Genomic DNA, 21242 nt, shown 5'->3' with positions numbered 1-21242 from the left:
CTTGTTGCGAGCCCAGTCAACCCGAACGGCAAAGTGAAGTCAATAGCGAACACCTGGCCTCTCAACCTTTATTTTCGGGCCTTTCTTGGGCACGAGAGTGCCAGATCAGTCCTGCGCACCGTGTAAATCCTGAAGATCGGACGTGCGGCGTTTAGAATTTTTTACATGAGAGTTGTTAATTAAAATCAACAAGGCTAAGCTCCGGAAAAGCTCGTTCAAGTGTGAAACTTCGAGGTGATAAAAATGGCATTCAAGCCATTGATCGGCGTTACAGCGTGCGTCAAACAGATTGGCCTGCACCCCTACCATGTCAGCGGCGATAAGTACTTGCGTGCTGTCAGCATCGCGGCTTTGGGGCTGCCGGTCGTCATTCCTTCCTTAGGCGATCTGACCGAAATCGATGACCTGCTCGCGCAGCTCGACGGTCTGCTGCTGACCGGCTCACCCTCGAATGTGGAACCTTTCCACTATCAAGGCCCCGACAGCGCCCCCGGCACGGATCACGATCCGCAACGGGACGCCACCACCCTCCCCTTATTGCGTGCGGCCATTGCGGCGGGCGTTCCGGTGCTCGGCATCTGCCGGGGCTTTCAGGAAATGAACGTGGCGTTCGGTGGCAGCCTGCATCAGAAGGTCCACGAACTCCCCGGCATGCTGGATCACCGGGAAGCGAATCATCCGGACCTGGCGGTGCAATACGCACCGGCGCATGCGGTCAACGTGCAACCGGGCGGTGTGTTCGAGGCGCTGGATTTGCCGCAAGTGTTCCAGGTCAATTCGATTCACAGTCAGGGCATCGACCGACTGGCTCCCGGACTGCGCGCCGAAGCAATTGCGCCGGACGACTTGATCGAGGCGATTTCGGTTGAACACAGCCCGACCTTCGCCGTCGGTGTGCAGTGGCACCCGGAATGGCAGGTTCTGTCGAACCCTCCTTATTTGAGTATTTTCCAGGCGTTTGGCGACGCGTGCCGGCGACGGGCGGTGCTACGTAACAAGCGCTGACTTAACACTCGATTAATCAATTTACTGCCCCCGTGAGGCTGGCGGGTGTGCCTTTGCGCATCCGTGACTCGCGAAAACAACACACTGCAATAACAACAAGTACTACCAGGCAGCCAGGACGGCGGCGCCGAATAAGCCCAGGCCGGGCGATGCCAGTGAGCCAAACGCAATTCCAGGGTGGGAGCGGGCTTGCTCGCGAAGAGGGAGTGTCAGTCGACATTGATGCTGCCTGATACACCGCTTTCGCGAGCAAGCCCGCTCCCACAGGGGATCACCGTTGAATTGACTGGCGTCGTACAGTTCGGGCTTGTAATCAACTATTAAGTCAGGCCGCGTTGGCCCGACGACTGAAACCTGTTGGGAGTTTCACATGGCAAACGCCTCCAGCATCTACAGGAAGGCTCTTGAAGGTCACCAGTCACCGAAAAAGGTGCTGGTGAAAATCGACCGCGTCACCAAGAAATTCGACGAAACCACCGCGGTGGACGATGTCTCGCTTGAGATTCATCAAGGGGAAATCTTCGCCCTGCTCGGCGGTTCCGGTTCGGGTAAATCGACCCTGCTGCGCATGCTCGCAGGTTTCGAGCGCCCGACCGAAGGGCGGATTTTGCTCGACGGTGTCGACATCACCGACATGCCGCCGTACGAACGGCCGATCAACATGATGTTCCAGTCCTACGCGCTGTTCCCGCACATGACGGTGGCACAGAACATTGCGTTCGGGCTGAAGCAGGATCGTCTGTCCACCAGCGAAATCGACGCCCGCGTTGAAGAGATGCTGCGACTGGTGCACATGACCCAATACGCCAAACGCAAACCCCATCAGTTGTCTGGTGGTCAGCGTCAGCGTGTGGCCCTCGCCCGCTCCCTGGCCAAGCGTCCGAAGCTGTTGCTGCTCGACGAACCGATGGGCGCGCTGGATAAAAAGCTGCGTTCGCAGATGCAACTGGAGTTGGTGGAGATCATCGAGCGGGTCGGCGTGACCTGCGTGATGGTAACCCACGACCAGGAAGAGGCCATGACCATGGCCCAACGCATCGCGATCATGCACCTCGGCTGGATCGCGCAGATCGGCAGCCCGGTGGACATTTATGAAGCGCCGGTCAGCCGCATGGTCTGCGAGTTCATCGGCAACGTGAACGCCTTCGACGGTACGGTTGTGGAAGACCTTGAAGGTCACGCGATCATTCACAGCCCGGACCTGGAGCAGAAGATTTACGTCGGTCACGGCGTCAGCACCTCGGTGCAGGACAAGTCAATCACCTACGCCATTCGCCCGGAAAAACTGCTGGTCAGCACCACCAAACCCGATACCCGTTACAACTGGTCCAGCGGCAAGGTGCATGACATCGCCTACCTCGGCGGCCACTCGGTGTTTTACGTGGAGCTGCCTGGCGGCAAGGTTGTGCAGTCGTTCATGGCCAACGCCGAACGCCGTGGTTCACGTCCGACCTGGGACGATAAAGTCTACGTGTGGTGGGAAGACGACAGCGGCGTGGTACTGCGCTCATGAAAACACTCAATCAGCAGTTTATGCGGCTGATGCCGAGTGGTCGAAAGCTCGTCATCGGGATTCCTTTCCTGTGGCTGTTCCTGTTCTTCATGCTGCCGTTCTTCCTGGTGATGAAGATCAGCTTCTCGGAAGCGGCCCTGGCCATTCCTCCTTACTCAGAAATCTACACCTTCGCCGAGCAGAAATTTCAGCTGCTGCTGAACATCGGCAACTACTCGCTGCTGACCGAAGATGAGTTGTACATCTCGGCCTACTTCGGCTCGTTGAAGGTCGCGTTTTTAAGCACGCTGATGTGCCTGGTGATCGGTTTCCCGATGGCCTACGCGATCACCAAAGCGAGCAAGGAAACGCAAAACGTTCTGCTGCTGTTGATCATGATGCCGACCTGGACGGCGATCCTGATCCGCGTTTATGCGTGGATGGGCATCCTCAGCAACAACGGTTTGCTCAACGCATTCCTGATGTGGACTGGACTGACCGACCACCCGATCGAGATCCTCAACACCAACACGGCCGTGTATATCGGCGTGGTGTATGCGTATCTGCCATTCATGGTGTTGCCGCTGTACGCCAACCTGGTCAAGCACGATCAAAGCCTGCTGGAAGCGGGGTCGGACCTGGGTTCGAGCAACTTCAACAACTTCTGGAAAATCACCGTGCCGCTGGCCAAGAACGGCATCATCGCCGGCTGCATGCTGGTGTTCATTCCGGTGGTCGGTGAGTTCGTGATTCCGGAGCTGTTGGGCGGTCCGGAGACCCTGATGATCGGTCGCGTGCTGTGGCAAGAGTTCTTCAATAACCGCGACTGGCCGGTGGCGTCTGCTCTGGCAGTGGTGATGCTGTTGATCCTGATTGTGCCGATTCTGCTGTTCAACCGCAGCCAGGCCAAAGAGATGGAGGCACGGGGATGAAACGCTTCGGATTTGCAAAGTTCATGCTGATTTTCGGCCTGTCGTTTATCTACCTGCCGATGTTGATTCTGGTGATCTACTCGTTCAACGCCTCGAAACTGGTAACCGTATGGGGCGGCTGGTCGTTCAAGTGGTACGCGGGCCTGCTCGATAACTCGCAACTGATGGGCTCGGTGGTGCGCTCGTTGGAAATCGCCTGCTACACCGCGATTGCTGCGGTGGCGCTGGGGACGTTGGCGGCGTTTGTGCTGACTCGCGTCACTCGCTTCAAGGGCCGCACGTTGTTCGGCGGGCTGGTGACGGCACCGCTGGTGATGCCGGAAGTGATCACCGGTCTGTCGCTGTTGCTGCTGTTCGTGGCCATGGCGCAGTTGATCGGTTGGCCGCAGGAACGTGGCATCGTCACCATCTGGATCGCCCATACCACGTTCTGTGCGGCGTATGTGGCGGTGGTGGTTTCGGCGCGCTTGCGTGAGCTGGACCTGTCCATCGAAGAAGCGGCCATGGACCTCGGGGCGAAGCCGTTCAAGGTGTTTTTCCTGATCACCATTCCGATGATCGCGCCGTCACTGGCGGCCGGCGGCATGATGTCATTTGCCCTGTCGCTGGATGACCTGGTACTGGCGAGCTTCGTGTCCGGCCCGGGTTCCACCACCCTGCCGATGGAAGTGTTCTCGGCGGTGCGTCTGGGCGTGAAGCCTGAGATCAATGCCGTGGCCAGCCTGATTCTGCTCGCCGTATCGATCGTGACCTTCATGGTCTGGTTCTTCAGCCGCCGCGCCGAAGCGACCCGTAAACGTGCGATCCAGGAAGCCATGGACCAGACCGCCAGCGAGTCCTGGCAGCAACCTAAAAAGCAAATGGTAGAAGCGACGGCCTAGGCTGTTGAGTTAACTGTGGCGAGGGAGATTCTGTGGCGAGGGGATTTATCGAAACGTCGCACCGCCCCGTTGGGTCGCGAAGCGACCCCAAAACCTGCAACCAAGGTGTATCAGGCACACCGCGTGTGATGGTTTTACGACTGCTTCGCAGCCGAACGGGGATAAATCCCCTCACCACAAATAAATCCCCTCACTACAGGTAAATCCCCTTACTACAGGGTTGTGTGTTCACTGCATTTTTGCTGTGTGATTTTGAATAAAAAGAGAAATGGAGTTGTACCGATGAAAATGTTTGGCAGGACTCTGCTGACACTGTCCTTATTGGGCGCAATGGCTACCGGCGCCCAGGCCAATGACAAGGTACTGCGCGTCTACAACTGGTCGGATTACATCGCCCCGGACACCGTCAAGAAGTTCGAAGACGAGACCGGCATCCGCGTGACCTACGATGTGTTCGACAGCAATGAAACCCTTGAGGCACGGCTGCTCGCCGGTAAATCCGGCTACGACATCGTCGTGCCGTCCAACAGTTTCCTGGCCAAGCAGATCAAGGCTGGCGTCTATCAGGAACTGGATAAGTCGAAGCTGCCGAACTGGAAAAACCTCAACCCGGTCCTGCTGAAAAATGCTTCCGCCAGCGACCCGGATAACGGCCACGCCTTCCCGTACATGTGGGGCTCCATCGGCATCGGCTTCAACCCGGACAAGGTCAAGGAAGTGCTCGGCAGCAATGCGCCGACCAACTCCTGGGACTTACTGTTCAAACCGGAAAACGCCGCGAAGCTGAAAGCGTGCGGCATCAGTTTCCTTGATTCGCCGACCGAGATGCTCCCGGCCGCCCTGCACTATCTGGGTTACCCGGTGAACTCGCAGAACAAGGAGCAGATTGCCGAAGCTGAAGCGCTGTTCATGAAGATTCGTCCTTCGGTGGCGTACTTCCATTCCTCGAAATACATCTCGGACCTGGCCAACGGCAACATCTGCGTGGCGGTCGGTTACTCCGGTGATGTACTGCAAGCCAAGGCGCGCGCCCAAGAAGCTGGCGATAAGGTGAAGGTCGATTACAGCATTCCCAAGGAAGGCGCGGGCAGTTTCTACGACATGGTCGCAATCCCCCGGGACGCGACGAACGTGGAAAACGCCTACCTGTTCATGAACTTCCTGATGCGCCCGGACATCATCGCCGAGATCACCAACAACATCGGCTACAGCAACGCCAACGCGGCGGCCACGCCTTTGGTGGATGAAGCGATTCGGGATGATCCGGGGTCGTATCCGTCGCAGGCTGTGATGGCGACGCTGTATGCGATTCCGGATATGCCGATTGGCGTTCAGCGGGTGATGACCCGCGGCTGGACGCGGGTGAAGCTCGGTAAATAACCACGAAAATCCGCTTCTGTAGGAGCTGTCGAGTGCAACGAGGCTGCGATCTTTTGATCTTGTTTTTTCCGGATCAAGATCAAAAGATCGCAGCCTCGTTGCACTCGACAGCTCCTACAGAGGGTTGTGGACACCCTGAATTCTGTTTTCCGTTCACGCAGCGCCTTACCACCGCTGCACTCCTATCTGTAGAACGGCCTCACCTGGCTTCCTCGGTTAAGGTGAATTTGGGCGCCCTGCTCGGGCGCCTTTTTTTTATGATGGAACGAGCGGCCATTCGGCCAGCGCTCGGTAGCGGCCCTTATGGGATTCGAACAAGGTGAAGTGATCGGCCCGCAGATAGAACTCGGGCGGCGTTGCGGACTCAGGCACCGGCACTCGGTAATCACCCATCAGCGTCAGATGCGGCCGAAACTCCTTCGGCGAATCCTCAAACCCCAACGGCAGCATTGCCTGCTCAAGCGCATACACCAGCCGCAGCAACTCCGGTGATGCCTGCTCCGGAGCGAGCACCAACACCCCTGCCCTGCGCCAGACATCCAGCCGATCAAGCGCAACCCTCAAAGGCACACCCGGCGTTCGAATATTGGCAGCGGCTGTGCAGATATCGGCGATTTTCGCCACCTCGACAGCGCCCAAAAACATCAACGTCAGATGAAAGTTTTCCACCGGCACCGGGCGTCCGCTCCTGAGCTCAAGTGCGCTGCGCCATTGGGCAATGGCCCGACGTTGCTCGGGTGTGCAGTTCAGGGCAAAAAACAGTCGTTTTAACGGTTCATGGGATTCGTCGCTCATATCTGGCACCTCCTGACATCCAAGTTATAGTTCATGCAAACGATTCAACTGGAGGGGGCCATGCGCGAGATCATCAGCAAGGAACCATGGTGGGCCGTGCCACCGAAACCTGGTCAGGATGAGTCCGAGCTGGAATGGGGCTGGCTGGTTCATTACAACGAAGGTGAGCCGCGCTTCGAGTTCGTCAAAGAGCGGCCGACGGACAGCGAGATTCGTAATCGCAAGAGTTGCAGGATCACCCCGACACCGGAGTGATCCTGTCGTTGGTTTCAGGCTTTTACGATCATTTCGAACCCGCCAAAGATCAGCCTCTGGCCATCGAACGGCATCGGGTTGACGTCCTGCTGCATGCGCGGATCGGTCATGAGTTTTTCCATGCCTGCATCGCGGGTGACCTTGTCTGGCCAGATGATCCAGGAGAACACCACGGTTTCCTCTTCCTTGAGTTTTACCGCCATCGGAAACGAGGTCACTTTACCGTCAGGGACGTCGTCGCCCCAGCATTCGGCAACGCTGAGGGCGCCGCTTTCCTTGAAAATGACAGCGGCGGTTTCGGCGTGCTTCTTGAATTTTTCGCGGTTGGCGGTAGGTACGGCAGCGATGAAGCCATCAACGTAGGACATGGTCGTTCTCCTTGGTTATGGGGCGATCTGCTGGTTAGTCGATTCCGTCGGCCCCCAATCGACAGTTCCGCTGCCCGAACTGACCGACGGTACTTCGGCGCTCCCCGCCAGATTGCCCTCGATCTGCGCCGCCATGTACAACGTACCGGCCATCACGCCGGTGGTCGGGTTTTGCACCAGTTTCAGCCAGGCCTTGTCGAACGTGTTACCCAGACTGCTGCGAATCAGTGCCTCGCTGTCAGGCCGATCATTGGCCTGGATAATCGCGCGGATCCCCGCCACACCCACAGAAATCAAGCCCCCGGCCAATTTGCCCGCTGCAGCGGCCACAGCACTGGCCGCACCTCGCGGGACCATTTCGGCTTCCATCCGTTTACTGGCGCGCTTGGCCACCGGCGCCATGGCGGTGTCTGTCGAAGCCACCCCCTTGTCACCGCCCGCCTTGTGGATCTTCTCGATCAGCGCCGCGTAGGCCGGCAAGGTATTCAGCGGCTGGGTGTGCACCACTTGATACAGCGAAGCGTCCCGGGCCGGCGGCGGCCCGAGAGCGATCGCCGGGATTTTCTGGATTCGGCCATTGAGCTGGGCCATCGGCACGCCGTGACGCTGGGAGATTTTCTGCAGTTCTTCCTGAAGAATGTCCACGTAGAACGCCGTTGCCAGGCCAAGAATGGCATCGGGATCGATCTCCACTGCGACCGGCGCCAGCACACGCTCTTGGTATTGCTCCAGCAGATAGGCCGCCAGGCGCTTGGCCGAGGCATCCTGCTCGCCCTTGGCGCTGAGGGTGTACCAGCTGACTTTCATCGACAGCCATTCCTGGGTCCAGTAACTGCTGAACCAGGGAATGAAGTTCTCTTCGGTCAGTTGATAGACCCGCGTTCGCCAGTAATCCATGGCACCGCGCGCGTAGATTCTGGTCTGCTCGGTGGCCGATTGCGACGCCGAAACAATCTCCTGGTCCACCATCTGCCAGGTGCTTTGGGAAATGATCACCGGCACCACTTCCACCGGGGCACGCTCAGTCGTGACGCATCCCGCCAACACCACCAACACGGCGACGATCAGCGAACGCAGGTTCAAGATCGCGGTTCCTACAGACTTGCCCGAACGGGATGTCCGGTGTTCAAAGGTCTATTAATTTGAGTATAGGTGTCGGTGTTTGTTCGCTTGGGGTTGAGGGTGTTCTTAAGGGCCTCTTCGCGAGCAAGCCCGCTCCCACATTTGATCTTCAGTGGACACAGTATTTGTGAGCGCCGCGGGCCAAATGTGGGAGCGGGCTTGCTCGCGAAGGGGCCGGATCAGACGGCGAAGATCTCACCATCACTTATGTCGATATTCACCATCGCCACGAATGCCTTCCGCGTAAAAACCGTCAGCGTAGGATCAGCCTTAACCCAACGCAAAACCCCGCATCGGAGGGGCGAATCATGATTATCCATCTCCTGACCTGCCTGGCCCTGACGGCCGTCACCCTGAGCGTTTTTTGCTGGTACGTCCTGTCCGAGGAGCACACGTCATGATTCACTCCGTGACCCTGGCTGTAAGCTTTGCGGTGTTCGGCAATAACTACTATTCCCAGTCCTTCGTTTCGCGCAAAACGTTCGAACTGGTGTTCGACAAAAACTTCGAGGCGTTACTGATGCCGTCCGCCGCCAATCACTTCAACAATGAAGTGATTGGGCTAAATGATCAGTTCCGATTCTTGAGCGATGTGCTGGAGGAGCACCTGCTGGCGACTGAGCTCGCCGCTACCGCCCCCCGGAATCAATACTTCTGAGCAGCTGCCCTAGGCCCTCGGCAAAACAGGTCGGTGATTTCAAGGAAAAACGCTCAAGCAGGCGACTGTTGTCCGCTCGCGAATGTTTGATATCCCCGGAACGTGGCGCGTCGTAATTCAATGTCAGGGACCGTCCCAAAAGCTCGCTTAACGTCGCCGCCAATTCGTTAACGCTAGTGGATCGGTTAAACCCGACATTGACCGGTTCGATAATCGGCTCTGACTCACCGACCGCCTGTACCAGGACCTTTACGAGGTCATCGACGTATACAAAATCCCTTGTTTGCTCCCCATCACCGTAAACCGTGATGGGGAGTTTTTTTTGCGCCCTCTCGCTGAAAATGCTGATGACACCGGAATAAGGCGATGAAGGGTCCTGACGGGGTCCGTAAATATTGAAGAACCGCAGAATGACCGGTTCGAGACCGTGTTGGCGTCGGTAGAAATCGAGGAAATGTTCGCTGGCCAGCTTGTCGGCGGCATACGGGGTCAGCGGATTCTTGGGCGTGTCCTCGGTAATTGCCATGCCCTCGCCATTGTTGCCATAGATCGCCGCACTGGACGCGTAAACCACCCGTCTAACGCCAGCCTCGCGCATGGCTTCGCAGATATTCAGCGTACCGATGAAGTTGCTTTGGTGAGTCGCGATCGGGTCATCGACCGACGCCTGCACCGAGGCCACCGCCGCCAGATGCACCACCGCGCTGCAGTCTTTCATCGCCCGCTCCACCGTCGGCGCGTCGGCGACATCCCCCACCACCAGGGTCAAATGGCAGCGATCAATCGGCAGGTTCGACAGTTTCCCACTGGAAAGATCGTCCAGAACCCGAACGCTATAACCGCTTTCAAGCAGTGCTTCGACCAGGTGCGAACCGATAAAACCGGCACCGCCCGTCACAAGAATTCGATCAGCAGTCATGATTTATTTACTCCCCGGCGCAGTGGTGGGTGTTCGATCCATTGCAATGAAGTCGCCTAATTGCTCGATGAATTCACGGCTGTTACTGAGCATTTGTTGCCAGTCGGTCGGAAAACGAACATTCAACGGCAGTTGATCGATTCTCCAGCGCGGCGACAGGGGGCGATCAAACCGGGCGGCGACCTGCAAACCCATCTCGCTGGCAGCGAACGGCCCACGCAACACCGTCGGCGTGCGACCGGCGCTGTCGACGGCCTGAACAACATGGGCTGCCAACCACTCGCCATCGGGCATGCGAACGCGCAGCGGCTGGCCAATCGCGGCGTAGCTGATGTTCAGCGGTTCCAGATAAATCCACAGCAGGGGCTCTTCCAGCCGCTCAAGGCGCATCAACAACGTTCCGGCGCCGACGTTTTCGCCGGGCGTGACCAACACCTCCGCAATTCGACCGCTCTGGGTAGCCTTGACCGACAACGCGGCGAGTCGCGTTTTCAACCACTGTTGCTCGGCGGTCTGTTGAATAATTTCGCGCTCAACGCTCAGCGGCGACTGACGAGCCAGTTGTTCGCGGCGCTCGAACGCCAACAGGTCGGCTTTAAAAGCGTCGAGTTCGGACTGGGCGGCCAGCACTTCTCCACGAGAGACTGCGCCTGATACAACGAGGTCCTCAAGCACCTGCACGCGCTCCTCCGTCCTGCTCACTCGGGTCCTGAGCAACTGACGCTCCCTGGTGTCCAGTTTGGTGTTGTTGGTGGGCACCGTCTTCGTCGGCATCGCAGCGAGCTGCAATAGCCGCGCACGCCATTCGGGATTGTCGAGACTGACCAACGGCTGATCGATCTGGACCTGCTCCCCGGCCATGACGAACAGCTGATCGACCCGACCGGCATCCCGTGCGCGTACCTCAAGAATCGGCAGGCGCAATTGCGCCGGCGCGTCGATCATCACCAGGCCGTAAGTCAGCCGCGCTCCCAGCCAGATCAAGGGACTCGCGACCAGGAACAGGATCAAATACCAACGCACGCGAAACGCCATGCGTTTGCCCGGTGCGTACAGCACCGTCAAACCCTGTTCCTGGGTGGGGTTCAGTTCTTTGCGACTGTCGAATCGAATCTTCATGACGGCTCACCGTTTTGGAAAGTCTCGCCAGGCTTGCCAGTCAATGCCGGCAATTCCCCGTGGTTGCAGCTGTTCGCGCCAGACATTGGTCTGGTGCTGCAACTGCTCAGTCGACGCGCCGGCCCAGGATTCTGTGGAATCCAGTTGCGGCTCCGTGCTTTGCGCCAGGCGAAACTGCAGATCAGGCCAACGTTGGGCGATCTGCTCTGCCATTCGTGCGCTGTTTTTCGGGTTGCGGGTATAGATCATCAGGCTGACCTGACGCACGCCCGCCTCGGGAAGCGCGCACGGCAGACAGGTTTTTCCGGGTTTTGCCTCTGCAAACCAACGATGATGGCTGGAGATTTCTACCGGCCATGGGCTGGCTGCGGAGGCTGCGCGCAAGGTATCGAGCAAGTCCTTCAAGCGCTGATCCGGGACCGGCACGCCCAGTTGTTCGAGTTCCAGGTCCAGGTGCAGGCTGGTGAATGAAAGCCCCTTCAGCTTCGCCAGTAAATCGGTGAGCTGATGGCGTTCCTGCGGCTCGATCCAGGCCGGATCGCCGAGCAACAGACTGACTTGCACCCCCTTGCCGGCCGCGTCCTGCAGCAATTGTTCCAACCGTTGGCGCGTCTTGGCAAAGTCTTTCAACTGGGCGGACTTGAGGCCAAGGTAGATCTTGTCCATCCCGGCTTTACGCAGTTGCTCGAGCTCCGCCTTGCGTTGATCGGGATCGAGCAACGCTTCGCTGTCCCAGACATAACTGGCCTGGGACCATTGGCTCGACGGCGCCACCGCTGCCTGAGCCGGCAGAGTTTGTGCGGCCAGTATCATCGGCGGCAACGACAGCGTCAGAAGCAGAAGTATCGATCGCATAATCAAAACCTCGTGGCTCGTTTAAGCACCCACCACGGCGCCATCGAGCTTTCTTCGTGGCCCCGGCGAAAGATCTCGTTGAGCATGGCCACTGCGCTCCAGCACCGCAGGAGTAGCATGAACAGCGGGAAGAAAGGCACCAACAACCCCAGGACCATGTCCTTTGCAGGTCGGTCGGACACCATCAACAACATGGCGGCGAATAACATCGCGGTGATCGTCAGGTACAGCGCATAGATCAGTACAAACAGAAACAACAGCGTCTTGCCCGGCAGAACAAACAGCGCCAGCAACGTGTAGCTGAAGATGAGAAACGGCAGCACCAGCTGAAAAAAGAAGCCGCTGAGCAGGATCATCAGAAAGGTCGGCCAGCCCAACAAGCTGGGGTTGATGTTGTGGTTGTGTTTTCTGATGTACAGAAAAAACAGGTCGCCATCCCAGCGCAAGCGCTGCATCAGAAACTGACTGAGCGTCGACGGTGCATCGGTGTGTCCAATCGCTTCCGGCTCAAAGGGAATCCTCAAGTCGTGTCGCTTGAAGTAACTTTTGATGCGCAACGTCAGGTCCAGATCCTCCGCGGTGTGCGTGTTCCAGCCTCCGATTTTCACCAGGAAGCTGCGGCGGAATGCCCCGAAGGCCCCCGAAACGTTATTGACCAGGTTCCATTCGGCCAGACCGATTTTCGACATGTGGATGGATAACAGGTATTCCAGCGCCTGCATCGCGGTCACCCACGAAGCCCACACATTGCGCACTCGCAGGCTACCCGCGACCGCTGGCACCGACGGGTCCTCGAAATGGCGCACGATGGAGCTGACCATGTTGTTGTCGAAGGACGTGTCACCATCGAGCGCCATCACGATTTCACCGCTGGCAAGCGACAGGCCGGCGTTCAATGACGACACCCGCCCGCCCCTCTGCCATTTGGCGATCGGGCGCAAATGGCGTCTGGGGTACAACTGCGGATCCACGTTGAAACTGCGCACGGCGCTGAGCGTCGGCTGGTTCATCGTGGCCCCGTCCACCACCGGAATCATCTCGATGTGGCCGGGGTACGTCTGCTCGCACAGGCTTAACAGCGTGGTCTGAACGTCCATCCCTTCGCTGTAGCAGGTAATGATGCAAGAGACCTTGGGCCGATAGACACTGATCTTCGGTACACGGGTACGCCGACGTGCGAACCAGCGCAATACCCCCAGCATCACCATGATCATCAGGGGTAACTCAAAGATCAGAAACAAAGGGAAAAGCATGAAAAACACCCGGCTCAAACCATCCGGCCCCATGAGCCCGCCGAGTGCGCTGAGGAGTTGCTCCAGGAAAGGACTCATGGCGGTCACGCCAACTCACTGGCCAGACGGGCCAGTAGTAGTTCGCCATCTTCCTGTTCGAGCAGATCCTGGGGCGCCGTGATGCTGACGACACGCAAGGAAATGTCGCTGACCTCCGGTGCTGAAAACAACTCGGCGACCCGGCTCAAGCGTTGTTTGACGGTTTCCAGGCCCTTGTCATCGGTATGCGGAAGCATGATCCAGAAGTACTCTTCGGTACTTCGAGAGCAGCGGTCCGTGTCCCTGACGGTTTCTTTCAAACGCTCGGCCACGCTATCGATGAAGGCATGACCGTGATGTTCACCCAGGCGAGTCAACGTACCGGCCAGGTTGACGAAGCGCAGACCGAGCAGTGAGAAGGCAGGCGTCTGGTAGCGGCGTACGACCTGCATCTGCCAGGTCAGCAGGTCATAGAAATCCTTGCCGCCTAACAGATTGAGTCGACCGAAGTGATGGACCGTTTGATCACTGAACTCCTGGCGGCAGCGGAAACGGCCGGCCTCGGCCAGGCGAAAATCCCTGACCTCGCGTACTCGCAACTTGTCAGGCGTGTGTGACAGGCCGCAGTCCAGGCAGCGCGCCTGCACGTCGGCATCGACAAAAAACGCCTGACATGAGCGACAACGATAGTTTTCCATAGGACGGTCGTAATCACTGCCGATATGGCGCAACCGGTTCAAGCAGTTGGGGCACAACAACACCCCGTCTTTGAGAAAGTTTTCCTGTGGCCCCACATGCCCACAGGTAAAGCAGTGCAATGAAGGCTGCCGTGAAATGTCCAGGGCCTGGCATTCGGCACACACATCAATGTAATTGAGCCGGCCCGAGCCACACTCCGAACACAGGCGAACGCGATCGACCAGGACCCCCTCTTGCAGCCAGTCCTGCTGCACCATCAAGCTGAGCCAGACAAACGAGTTGACCTGCTCGTTATCAGCCAGGGCGTCCAGCAGTGGGTAGCGATAATGCTGAGGCACCTCTGGGTCTCGCAGGGCATAAATGTGCGCGTTGTCGCGCAACCACAACCACGAAAGCACCCGACTTTCGAAACGCTCAGGGGCAGAACCCTGATTGAACAACCTGTAGCGTTCTTGCCACACGCCCCAGAGGGTTCTTATTTCGCTGGAATCGACAGGGCACGCACCATCACCCAAGGCTTCACACCAGCCGTTCTGATCACGGCAACAGTAAATGAGGCTGTAGCGATAAGGGGGAATCGAGCGCAACTTTCGAAGCACCCGCCCTGCGTAAGCGGCTGGCAGGTCCAGCAGCACGACATCGAAGGCGGGGGCAGCCAACAAGCTGGCTATATCGGCAAAGTGTTCAAGCTCTGGACTATTCAAGCTTGGAGCTCTAATACCCAGTATTGCAATTCGTGGAGTTGGAGTCGGCATGACGCACGGCCTCTGCAGACAGACAAGTACGATGAAGACGAGTTAGAAACACTAGCACCGCAACAGAAAAACGTCAGTATTATTATGAAGTTATTTTTTGATATATAGACCGTCAATATTTCGCCATCAACCTTAATTGGATCCCGCCTTGCTCACCGCGTTTCAGCGCAATAAAGCGCCTGATCATCGTAAAAAATAATTACTTATATTTCATCATGTTATACGCACTAAGTAACTCAAGAGTTACAACCACACTCACTACTAGTTAATGGCCACCATTGATAGCGTCGCGCCATTTAATGGCATCAGCAGTTAATTCCCATTTGCGACAAAGCCTTTCAGCTACCGCCTATATATTAATAAGTTCAAAGTATTTTTATACCAAAATTACTCACTTATAGAACCAGAATAGTCATGCAATAGTTACACGAGTGAAACACCCCCTGTTTCAATAATTAACATTAGATCAAATCTGACAATTTTTTACTCAGAACAAACCTCTCGAAGGCAACCCCGCAACCAGCGATGCACAGGGTCGGCATCCAGCCGCGGATGCCAGAGCATGGCGACGGTGAACGCCGGCAGAGACAACGGCAGTGCAAAGCTGTGCATGTCGGCGCGCAGGCTGGCGGTGTGGCGTTCGGGAACGCTGGCGATCAGGTCAGTGGCTCGGGCGAGCGCCAGCGCAGTGGAGAAGCCTGCAACGATTGTTGCTATGTGCCGCTCCAGTTCCTGGAGCTCAAGGGCTTCATCTATGGGCCCCTTGTCGAGCCCCCGCCGAGAGACGCTGATGTGGTTGCCTGCCGCATAACGCGCGGGGGTTATCTCGCCTTCGCTCAGCGGATGCCCCATTCGCACGACGCCAATGAAACGGTCCCGAAACAAGCCCTGGGTACGCAACTCCGGGCCAGCGGCTGTCCCCACCACACCCGTTTCCAGATCGACCGTCCCGTCGCGCAGTGACGCGCTGTCTTTGTCGGGTTTGTGCATGAAGCGCAGCCGCACGCCAGGGGCTTGCTCGGCGACGCGGGCAATCAGGTCCGCGCCGAAATTCTCGACAAAACCTTCACTGGTGCGCAGCGTGAACGTGCGGCTCAGCAGTTTGAGGTCGGGTTGCTCGGCAGGCCGAAGGACCGCTTCGGCGTCCTGCACCAGCTGACTGACCCGCTCGCGAAGTTCGAGCGCTCGCGGGGTGGGCACCAGTCCCCGCCCGGCCCTGACCAACAGCGGATCGCCGGTGGTTTCACGCAATCGCGCCAGTGCCCGGCTCATCGCCGACGGGCTCAGTCGCAAGCGTTTGGCGGCGCGCACCACGCTGCCTTCGGCGAGCAACACATCAAGGGTGATCAGCAAATTGAAATCAGGAGTGGACATGCAGCGCCCCGCAGCAGAGTGATATGGCGTTAAACGCACGTATCAAGTGCAAACGGTGCGCCTTCCGCCATGTTAGGCCGGGGCGTAGATTTCTGATAGCTCCGCTTCGGGAGTGGCCAGAGAAGAGGAACAGCATGAAATCACTCAGTGCAATCGCAGAGCGTGCGCAACAGACACCGTCGGTTCGGTGGGCGCTGGCCAGTCTTTCGTTGTCGATGCTGCTGTCCTCGCTCGGCACCAGCATCGCCAATGTGGGTTTGCCGACCTTGGCCCAGGTGTTCAACGCCTCCTTCCAGCACGTGCAGTGGATCGTCCTCGCCTACCTTCTGGCCGTTACCACCCTGATTGTCAGTGTCGGTCGGCTCGGTGACATCACTGGCCGTCGGCGGCTGCTCTTGGCCGGTATCGGTTTGTTCACCCTGGCGTCGGCCCTGTGCGGCTTTGCGCCCACGCTCTGGCTGCTGATTGGCGCCCGGGCGCTGCAGGGCATCGGTGCGGCAATCATGATGGCGCTGACCATGGCCTTTGTCGGCGAGACGGTGACGAAGGCAAAAACCGGCAGCGCCATGGGCTTGCTCGGGACGATGTCGGCGATTGGCACCGCGATGGGGCCGTCGCTCGGCGGCCTGCTGATTGGCGGGTTTGGCTGGCAGGCGATCTTCCTCATCACCGTACCGCTGGGCTTACTAACGCTGGTGCTCGCGCATCGCTACTTGCCTGCCGATCGCCAGAAGCTCAAGACCGATCGCGCCGGCTTCGACCCGCTGGGCACACTGCTGCTGGCGTTGACGCTCGCCGCTTATGCGCTGGCCATGACCCTTGGACGAGGCAGTTTCGGTCCGTTCAACATCGCCTTGCTGTTGGCGGCGGGTGTCGGCGTTGGCCTCTTCGTGTTCGCCGAAGCTCGAGTCACCTCACCGTTGATTCGATTGGCGATGTTCCGCGATCCCGTGCTCAGTGGCAGCCTCGCCATGAGCCTGCTCGTCGCGACAGTGATGATGGCGACGCTCGTGGTCGGGCCCTTCTATCTCGCGCATGGGCTGGGGCTCGATGCGGTTCTGGTTGGACTGGTTTTGTCGGCCGGCCCGTTTGTCGTGGCATTGACGGGTGTGCCCGCTGGCCGTATTGCCGACCGCTTTGGCGCCCAACGCATGACCCTCGTCGGCCTCGCGGCAATGGCGACTGGATGCCTCACGCTGTCGGTATTGCCGGAGACGTTCGGCATCGGCGGCTACCTCTTGCCGATGATCGTGATAACCCTCGGCTATGCCCTGTTCCAGACAGCCAACAACACGGCGGTCATGGCAGATGTTCAGCCGGACGAGCGAGGCGTCATCTCCGGCATGCTCAACTTGTCACGCAATCTGGGGCTCATCACGGGGGCGTCCGCCTTGGGCGCGGTGTTCGCGCTCGCATCGGCCTCGGTCGACATTGCAACGGCGCGACCCGAAGCGGTTGCCAGCGGTATGCGAATCACCTTCGCCGTGGCGCTGGTGCTGATCGCTGTCGCACTGGCCATCGCGCTGGGAAGCCGCGCGTTGGCAGTGCGTCGTGACCGCCGATAACCCGATACCTCGTTTACTTTTCCAGCACGACCAGTGGCGTGTCTTTCTTCACAATGTACGTCGCCAGCTCAGACGCCTTGCTCGCGCCGACGTTCTTCGCGACGTGCGCAGTGCCTGCGGGGATATACAAGGAATCGCCAGCCTTGAGCGTTACAGGGGGCTGACCTTCGAGTTGATATTCAAACGTGCCCTCAATCACGTGGGCCACTTCCACCCCGGGATGCGAATGTTTGGGGGACACCACACCCGGCTCGAAATCAACGCGGACCTGAATCACCTCACGCCCGGCGACGTCGAGGTCCTGGCGCAGCAGATCGGTGCGGTGAAGCCCCGCCTGCCAGCTTTTTACTGGCGGCGCCTCTTGTGCTTGAGAGAGGCCCGCGAAGGCAGTGAGTGCCGCAGCAACGGCGACGCCGAGCATGCCAGCAAAAATACGGTGGTTGAAACGGGACATGGCATTTCTCCAATCTGTGCGCGGGAATGCGCGCGGAGCTTGCCGCGGATGCGGTGGCTCTATTTGGAGGCCGCCGTGTATCGCGCAAGTGTCGCCAAGGCCCTGGTTTTGTATGCGAAGGTAGCTGCAGGTGCGCGGGATACGTTCCGATACAAACAAATCCCGCGGACACGAAAAAGCCCGCACAAGGCGGGCTTTGTAAATCGAGTAGGTGGCCGGCGCTGGTCTCCGGCTTACAAGGTTTATCAGGCCTCCCACAGAACAGTTTTGTGCTGTCCTGCTTCACACGGCATAAGGGCTGGATCTCAGCGCGGAGATCTTTCTAACCGTGTACCCTTCGGAACGCGCCCCACGTTTCCTCGCCATCCGCTTGCGCATCAGTCTGCGTCTTCACCTACAACTTCAAGAATAGTACAAACTCCAAAGCGCAAGGCGGGCTTTTTAGAACGTTTTTGTCCTGTCGCAGGCGTGGCAGGATGGAAAAATGCTATCGCCAGTCACCTGGGTACACGCCGACAAAAATAGTCGTCGTGTACCCCGCTTTTCGGCTCACTGGGTCGTGCCAGCCGTTTACAGATCGGTGATTTCCTTATGACGTGGAACCAGCGCCTTCATCACGCTCCACGCCACCAGGTAGGCCACCGCACAGATGGCAAACATGATCATGTAGCCGGTATGGATATCGCCGATCAGTTTGTAATGGTCGATCACCCAACCGCCAGTCTTGGTCATCACTACCCCGCCCAAACCGCCGGCCAAACCACCAATGCCGACCACCGACGCGATGGACTTTTGCGGGAACATGTCAGACACGGTGGTGAAGATGTTGCACGACCACGCCTGATGCGCCGATGCGCCCACGCCGATCAGCAGCACCGGCACCCAGAAACTGATGTAACCGAATGGCTGCGCCAGCAACACCAGCAGCGGGAAGAAAGCGATCACCAGCATGGCTTTCATACGACCGTCATACGGCGCGTCGCCGCGTGACATGAAATAGCTCGGGAACCAGCCGCCGCCGATACTGCCGACCATGGTCATGCTGTACAGCACGGCCAGCGGCAACACGATGGCCTGGCCCTTCATGCCGTATTGCGCCGACAGATAGGTCGGAAGCCAGAACAGGAAGAACCACCACACGCCGTCGGTCATGAACTTGCCGAAGGCAAAGGCCCAGGTCTGGCGGTAGGTCAGCAACTTGAACCACGATACTTTTTTGGCGGCGGCACCCGAGTCTGTGCCGGTGAGTGCTTGCGCGCCCTGATCGCTGCGGATATAGGCCAGCTCTTGCACCGACAGGCGTTTTTGCTGCTCCGGTTTTTCGTACAGTGCAATCCACACCGCCACCCAAACGAAGCCCAACGCACCGATCACGATGAACGCCGCTTCCCAGCCCCATATACCGGCGATCAGCGGCACGCAGATCGGTGCCAGGACCGCGCCCACATTGGCGCCGGAGTTGAAGATACCGGTGGCGAAGGAACGTTCCTTCTTCGGGAAATATTCGGCAGTGGCCTTGATCGCGATCGGGAAGTTACCCGCTTCGCCGATCGCCAGTACGGCGCGCGACAGCATGAAACCTGCGATCGAAACCGGGATGACGGCAAGGCCCAAGGCGCTGCTGATGCCGGCAATACCCTCGCCCATCGGCACCGCAAAGGCGTGCATGATCGCGCCGGTCGACCAGATGCCGATCGCTACCACATAGGCGGTCTTGGTGCCGATCTTGTCAACGAAGCGGCCGGCGAACAGCATGGAAATCGCGTACACAAATTGAAAGACGGAGGCGATGTTCGCGTAGTCGGTGTTACTCCAGCCAAATTGCGTCGACAGATCCGGCGCCAACAGACTCAGTACCTGACGGTCCAGGTAATTGACGGTGGTAGCGAAAAATAACAGCGCGCAAATCGTCCAGCGGTACTTGCCGACAGCCTGGCCGATTCGTTGCGGATTGATGGGCTCGTTCAGATTCATGGCATCACTTTATTGTTGGTTTATGGTGATGATCTCTCGGTTTCAAGCGAGATCAATTGTGTCGTAGAGCATCGGCAAAACGCGATGAATCCGCGCCACAGCCCGGTTTCAGCTCATTAGCGTGGGCACTGCTCGGACACTGAAATCATAAGAAGCGGTATTCAGAGAGGCGCGCGGGAGGATTGAATTCATGATGGGGCCGACACTCGTTTTTATTTTTAGTGTTTAACAGCCGATGATCGTCTGTCGTCGTACAACAATGCCTTTTATATCGAGTTCACTACTAGGCTGTCAATCTGAAAAATAGCCGTTCGTCTCGACAAAGACCGCCCGTTAACATTGCGATTTCGTACGCGTGCTGCTGGTTGTGGGGCCGTTAGCCTTTTGACGTTTCGGGTGTTAAACACAGGGTATGGGTGATTTGATGATTGAGCCGCGTTGTACGACAACGCGCTTCACACGCCATGACGAGAGACCTCAATTGCGGTCATCTCGTCAGCGTGCTTTTCGACTGGCAGATCGGCGAAGACGAATCAGGATTTCACAGGCGGTTTGGTGCGAGCGGCCGCGCGTGCCGAGGCGTTGAGCGCCACAGCGGCGAGAATGAGCGCCTTCAATGCGCTCTCATCAAGCTTGTCCCCCTCATGCAAATCAATGGCACGTCGGGTGTTGCCTTCAAGACTGGCATTGAAAAGCCCTGAAGGGTCTTCCAGCGAGGCGCCCTTGGCAAACGTCAGCTTCACGACCTGCTTGTAGCTCTCACCGGTGCAGATGATTCCGGCGTGCGACCACACTGGAACCCCCCGCCACTTCCATTCCTCGACCACGTCGGGGTCGACCTGCTGGATGAGCGTTCGGACCCGAGCGAGCGTCTCGCCCCGCCAATCTCCCAGGTCTTTGATTCTCGCGTCTATCAGCTGAGAGGCCGAAGGTCCTCCCTCTTCTTCCTTAGCACCGACCTGCTCTTTCTTCATGGTGGTTGTCGCCTTTTTCATGAGGGTGTCCAAAGCGTGGCCTTACAGGGTTCTTTGACCGTTTCCGACGTCCCTTGCGTTTTTGATTCCCCAGTCAAAGGCGTCTTCCATATCCAGCAGATGCGGGGATGGCTTGTTGTCTTCCTCTATGACCGTGCCGTCCGGCCGGTAAACGCCGATGAACATCTTCAGCGAGCCGTCCCTCAATATCTCGGCTTTGACCTCGATCTTGCATCCGTTCGACAGTGTTTCCTTGTGGTGCATATGGCGTTCAGTCATGGCTGCATTTCTCCCGTCGTTGAAGTCCGAGTAGCGCATTTACCCATTGGCCATGTTAGCTCAGTGCGGCCCACTGAAAGGCCTGTCAGGACAGCGGCGTAATGCCACCTATACTA

Annotated in this window: 21 protein-coding genes; 8 read left to right on the top strand and 13 right to left on the bottom strand. The window is 58.1% G+C overall.

All coding sequences use genetic code 11. From position 1 onward, the window contains the following. The first annotated feature begins 243 nt into the window (after window positions 1-243). The 5 genes from ACMXYH_RS13275 (at window position 244) to ACMXYH_RS13255 (ending at window position 5690) form a co-directional block, all read left to right on the top strand. Window positions 244-1005, top strand: coding sequence for a gamma-glutamyl-gamma-aminobutyrate hydrolase family protein (locus ACMXYH_RS13275; protein ID WP_415767336.1), 762 nt, complete (start codon window positions 244-246; stop codon window positions 1003-1005). Window positions 1006-1375: 370 nt separating this feature from the next. Next, a complete protein-coding gene (gene potA, locus ACMXYH_RS13270) occupies window positions 1376-2518 on the top strand; it encodes a polyamine ABC transporter ATP-binding protein (RefSeq protein ID WP_149632153.1) in 1143 nt (380 codons plus the stop codon). 29 nt (window positions 2519-2547) lie between these two features. Then, entirely contained in the window at window positions 2548-3429 is an 882-nt protein-coding gene (locus ACMXYH_RS13265; RefSeq protein WP_415767692.1) for an ABC transporter permease subunit, read from the top strand. Further along, on the top strand, window positions 3426-4310 hold the full coding sequence (locus ACMXYH_RS13260) for an ABC transporter permease subunit (protein WP_134422908.1): 885 nt from the start codon (window positions 3426-3428) through the stop codon (window positions 4308-4310). Before ACMXYH_RS13265 ends, ACMXYH_RS13260 begins: the two co-directional genes overlap by 4 nt. 282 nt (window positions 4311-4592) lie before the next feature. Continuing rightward, a complete protein-coding gene (locus ACMXYH_RS13255) occupies window positions 4593-5690 on the top strand; it encodes a polyamine ABC transporter substrate-binding protein (protein ID WP_415767335.1) in 1098 nt (365 codons plus the stop codon). A gap of 255 nt (window positions 5691-5945) precedes the next feature. Here the strand turns inward: ACMXYH_RS13255 and thpR are convergent, their stop codons facing one another. Further along, entirely contained in the window at window positions 5946-6485 is a 540-nt protein-coding gene (gene thpR, locus ACMXYH_RS13250) for an RNA 2',3'-cyclic phosphodiesterase (protein ID WP_415767334.1), read from the bottom strand. Between the two features lie 60 nt (window positions 6486-6545). On the opposite strand from thpR, the gene ACMXYH_RS13245 reads away from it, so the two are divergent. After that, window positions 6546-6740: a hypothetical protein gene (locus tag ACMXYH_RS13245; protein WP_129444967.1), complete on the top strand. Its 195-nt coding sequence runs from the start codon at window positions 6546-6548 to the stop codon at window positions 6738-6740. A 14-nt stretch (window positions 6741-6754) separates the two neighbouring features. On the opposite strand, the gene ACMXYH_RS13240 is transcribed toward ACMXYH_RS13245, so the two are convergent. Together ACMXYH_RS13240 and ACMXYH_RS13235 are read right to left on the bottom strand one after the other, a co-directional pair. After that, window positions 6755-7108, bottom strand: a complete 354-nt coding sequence (locus ACMXYH_RS13240; RefSeq protein ID WP_415767333.1) for a DUF1428 domain-containing protein — start codon at window positions 7106-7108, stop codon at window positions 6755-6757. A gap of 15 nt (window positions 7109-7123) precedes the next feature. Next, complete coding sequence (locus ACMXYH_RS13235; protein WP_415767332.1) at window positions 7124-8191, bottom strand: hypothetical protein; 1068 nt, start codon at window positions 8189-8191, stop codon at window positions 7124-7126. Between the two features lie 436 nt (window positions 8192-8627). Between ACMXYH_RS13235 and ACMXYH_RS13230 the strand changes: the two genes are divergently transcribed. After that, window positions 8628-8888 carry a hypothetical protein gene (locus tag ACMXYH_RS13230; protein WP_046049286.1) on the top strand — a complete coding sequence of 87 codons (261 nt, stop codon included), beginning with the start codon at window positions 8628-8630 and terminating at the stop codon, window positions 8886-8888. Here ACMXYH_RS13230 and ACMXYH_RS13225 read toward each other — a convergent pair. From ACMXYH_RS13225 to ACMXYH_RS13200, 6 genes are all read right to left on the bottom strand, one after another. Then, the gene (locus ACMXYH_RS13225) at window positions 8860-9807 is read right to left on the bottom strand and encodes an NAD-dependent epimerase/dehydratase family protein (RefSeq protein WP_129444970.1); all 948 of its coding nucleotides are present in this window, start codon (window positions 9805-9807) and stop codon (window positions 8860-8862) included. The two genes, ACMXYH_RS13230 and ACMXYH_RS13225, sit on opposite strands and share 29 nt — an antisense overlap. 3 nt (window positions 9808-9810) lie before the next feature. Beyond that, the gene (locus ACMXYH_RS13220) at window positions 9811-10926 is read right to left on the bottom strand and encodes an HlyD family secretion protein (protein ID WP_134422898.1); all 1116 of its coding nucleotides are present in this window, start codon (window positions 10924-10926) and stop codon (window positions 9811-9813) included. Between the two features lie 6 nt (window positions 10927-10932). Next, window positions 10933-11781: a hypothetical protein gene (locus tag ACMXYH_RS13215; protein ID WP_129444972.1), complete on the bottom strand. Its 849-nt coding sequence runs from the start codon at window positions 11779-11781 to the stop codon at window positions 10933-10935. Between the two features lie 2 nt (window positions 11782-11783). Next, entirely contained in the window at window positions 11784-13112 is a 1329-nt protein-coding gene (locus ACMXYH_RS13210) for a glycosyltransferase family 2 protein (RefSeq protein WP_129444973.1), read from the bottom strand. Window positions 13113-13117: 5 nt separating this feature from the next. Next, window positions 13118-14506 (bottom strand): diguanylate cyclase domain-containing protein, encoded by a 1389-nt coding sequence (locus ACMXYH_RS13205; protein WP_134422896.1) that lies wholly within the window; start codon window positions 14504-14506, stop codon window positions 13118-13120. A 483-nt stretch (window positions 14507-14989) separates the two neighbouring features. Next, on the bottom strand, window positions 14990-15880 hold the full coding sequence (locus ACMXYH_RS13200; protein ID WP_415767331.1) for a LysR family transcriptional regulator: 891 nt from the start codon (window positions 15878-15880) through the stop codon (window positions 14990-14992). Between the two features lie 134 nt (window positions 15881-16014). Between ACMXYH_RS13200 and ACMXYH_RS13195 the strand changes: the two genes are divergently transcribed. After that, window positions 16015-17445, top strand: a complete 1431-nt coding sequence (locus ACMXYH_RS13195; RefSeq protein ID WP_415767330.1) for an MFS transporter — start codon at window positions 16015-16017, stop codon at window positions 17443-17445. Between the two features lie 13 nt (window positions 17446-17458). Here ACMXYH_RS13195 and ACMXYH_RS13190 read toward each other — a convergent pair whose 3' ends face one another. The 4 genes from ACMXYH_RS13190 to ACMXYH_RS13175 all read right to left on the bottom strand — a co-directional run bounded on the left by ACMXYH_RS13190 (window position 17459) and on the right by ACMXYH_RS13175 (window position 21126). Beyond that, complete coding sequence (locus ACMXYH_RS13190) at window positions 17459-17899, bottom strand: cupin domain-containing protein (RefSeq protein WP_129444977.1); 441 nt, start codon at window positions 17897-17899, stop codon at window positions 17459-17461. A 570-nt stretch (window positions 17900-18469) separates the two neighbouring features. Next, window positions 18470-19873 carry an MFS transporter gene (locus ACMXYH_RS13185; RefSeq protein WP_134422890.1) on the bottom strand — a complete coding sequence of 468 codons (1404 nt, stop codon included), beginning with the start codon at window positions 19871-19873 and terminating at the stop codon, window positions 18470-18472. A 533-nt stretch (window positions 19874-20406) separates the two neighbouring features. Beyond that, window positions 20407-20847, bottom strand: a complete 441-nt coding sequence (locus tag ACMXYH_RS13180; protein ID WP_415767691.1) for a DUF1801 domain-containing protein — start codon at window positions 20845-20847, stop codon at window positions 20407-20409. A 42-nt stretch (window positions 20848-20889) separates the two neighbouring features. Further along, a complete protein-coding gene (locus ACMXYH_RS13175; RefSeq protein ID WP_129444980.1) occupies window positions 20890-21126 on the bottom strand; it encodes a hypothetical protein in 237 nt (78 codons plus the stop codon). Window positions 21127-21242 lie beyond the last annotated feature (116 nt).

The sequence above is a fragment of the Pseudomonas frigoris genome, assembly GCF_047758635.1.
Lineage (GTDB): Bacteria > Pseudomonadota > Gammaproteobacteria > Pseudomonadales > Pseudomonadaceae > Aquipseudomonas > Aquipseudomonas frigoris.
Note: the sequence above shows the minus strand (reverse complement) of the source record. Positions and strands in the feature narration are given on the sequence as shown.